Annotated in this window: 1 protein-coding gene, 2 tRNA genes and 3 rRNA genes (1 of these 6 only partly in view); all 6 read left to right on the top strand. The window is 35.7% G+C overall.

Annotated elements, in window-relative coordinates; all coding sequences use genetic code 11:
* Positions 1-442: ribosomal RNA gene (locus tag PZA12_RS23855) — 23S ribosomal RNA — on the top strand (it extends 2469 nt beyond the left edge of the window).
* Positions 443-516: 74 nt separating this feature from the next.
* Positions 517-633: ribosomal RNA gene (gene rrf / locus PZA12_RS23850) — 5S ribosomal RNA — on the top strand.
* A 7-nt stretch (positions 634-640) separates the two neighbouring features.
* Positions 641-716: transfer RNA gene (locus PZA12_RS23845), tRNA-Lys, on the top strand.
* 294 nt (positions 717-1010) lie between these two features.
* Entirely contained in the window at positions 1011-1958 is a 948-nt protein-coding gene (locus PZA12_RS23840) for an L-lactate dehydrogenase (protein WP_077841064.1), read from the top strand.
* Positions 1959-2117: 159 nt separating this feature from the next.
* Positions 2118-2234 (top strand): 5S ribosomal RNA (rrf, locus tag PZA12_RS23835).
* Between the two features lie 5 nt (positions 2235-2239).
* A tRNA-Lys gene (locus tag PZA12_RS23830) sits at positions 2240-2315 on the top strand.
* The last annotated feature ends 185 nt before the right edge of the window (positions 2316-2500 follow it).

Below are 2500 nucleotides of genomic sequence, written 5' to 3'. Positions count from 1 at the left end.
GATCTCCCCCAAGAGTTCACATCGACGGGGAGGTTTGGCACCTCGATGTCGGCTCGTCGCATCCTGGGGCTGAAGTAGGTCCCAAGGGTTGGGCTGTTCGCCCATTAAAGCGGCACGCGAGCTGGGTTCAGAACGTCGTGAGACAGTTCGGTCCCTATCCGTCGCGGGCGTAGGAAATTTGAGAGGAGCTGTCCTTAGTACGAGAGGACCGGGATGGACTGACCTATGGTGTACCAGTTGTTTCGCCAGAAGCATAGCTGGGTAGCTAAGTCGGGAAGGGATAAACGCTGAAAGCATCTAAGTGTGAAGCCCACCTCAAGATGAGATTTCCCATAGCATAAGCTAGTAAGACCCCTTGAAGACTACAAGGTTGATAGGTCAGAGGTGTAAGTATGGTAACATATTTAGCTGACTGATACTAATAGGTCGAGGGCTTGACCAATATAATCAAGTTGTAATATACATTAAAGAAACTGTGTGCAATTTTGAAAGAACAAAGTTTTTTCAAATTAAAGATCTCGTGATGATGGCATAGAGGTAACACTCCTTCCCATTCCGAACAGGAAAGTTAAGGTCTATAGCGCCGATGGTACTGCATGGGAGACTGTGTGGCAGAGTAGGACGTTGCGAGGTAAGATTTGCGTGATTAGCTCAGTTGGTAGAGCACCTGACTCTTAATCAGGGTGTCCAGGGTTCGAATCCCTGATGACGCACCATAACAAAGGTTGTTAATTTTATTAACAACCTTTTTGTTTTAAAATAAATTGTTAAAGAAGTAATTTATCTTCAGTATTATAAACATTTAAGAATAAAAGATTGGGCTAATTTATTAATTAGATAAATATTCAATACTAAGGCTGATTTTATATTTTTAGAAGAAGGTTAAGATAGTGTATAATATAATCCATAATATTTAATCGTGCATATATTAAGTAATTATAGGTGAATAAATGATTGTAAAATAAAAATAATAATATAAGTAAGAATAAGTTTCTTAAAAGGAGTTAAATATGAGTTTAAAGAAAAGTAAAGTGGCTATTATAGGAACAGGATTGGTAGGGTCTAGTACAGCCTTTAGTCTGATGACTCAAGGTGTATGTGATGAGATACTAATGATTGATATAAACGAAGAAAAGGCTCTAGGAGAAGTAATGGATTTAAACCATTGTATTGAGTACTTGAATAGAAATATAAGAATTGTCAGGGGAAACTATGAGCAATGCGGAGATGTGGATATTGTAGTAATAACAGCTGGTGCACCGCCTAAGCAAGGGCAAACTAGATTAGATACACTAGAATTATCAGCTAAAATAGTAGAATCCATTGTAAGGCCAATAATGAAGAGTGGATTTAAAGGACACTTTATTGTTATTTCAAATCCAGTGGATATGATAGCATATCATGTTTATAAGATATCTGGTTTGCCAAAGAGTCATATTATAGGCACTGGTACTTCAGTTGATTCAGCAAGACTAAAAAATTTCATTGGAGAATTATTAAATGTAGATCCTCGTAGTGTGCAAGGATATTCTATGGGAGAACACGGAGATTCACAGATGGTCCCATGGTCTCATGTTACAGTTGGAGGAAAGTCATTCTACGAGATATTAAAAGACAATAAAGATAGAGTAGGAGAAGTTGACTTAGATAAACTAGTACTGGAAACAGCGAGAGCAGGTTGGGAAGTTTACAATAGAAAAGGAACAACGTATTATGGTATAGCAACAGCAGCTGTAGGAATCATAAAAGCGATAATAAATGATGAAAATAGGATAATGCCAGTATCTACATTATTAGATGGCGAGTATGGAGAAAAAGATGTTTTTTGTGGAGTACCTGCTGTTTTAAATGCTGATGGGGTTAAAGAGGTAGTGGAAATTCATATGACAAAAGAAGAGTTGAGCAAGTTTAAAAAATCTATAGAGTTAATAAAAGAATATACCGAAAAAATAAAATAAATTTTATTTCTAAATAAGTGTTGACATAATAGATAATACTATGTATAATAATATCTTGTTGAGACAAGTTTTCGACAAGATATTATAAAATAGTTCTTATAAAGATTATTTTATAAATTTAAAGTAATAGATGAAGATTGTATCAATTATTGATTAAAATCTCGTGATGATGGCATAGAGGTAACACTCCTTCCCATTCCGAACAGGAAAGTTAAGGTCTATAGCGCCGATGGTACTGCATGGGAGACTGTGTGGCAGAGTAGGACGTTGCGAGGTAAGATGGTTCACTAGCTCAGTCGGTAGAGCACATGACTTTTAATCATGGTGTCCCGGGTTCGATTCCCGGGTGAGCCACCAATTACTTTATTAAAAGTAATCTTATTGAAAAACTTGCTTAGTATTTATATAAATAAAAGAGTTTTACTGAAAGTAAAACTCTTTTTTCATTTGCCTTATCAAAATTTAAAACATACTAGATTACAAATTTATAAAGTAAATAACATTAACGTAAATATTCATAGACATTATTAATTTACCATATA

This window comes from Clostridium beijerinckii (genome assembly GCF_036699995.1).
Classification (GTDB): Bacteria; Bacillota; Clostridia; order Clostridiales; family Clostridiaceae; genus Clostridium; species Clostridium helianthi.
Note: the sequence above shows the minus strand (reverse complement) of the source record. Positions and strands in the feature narration are given on the sequence as shown.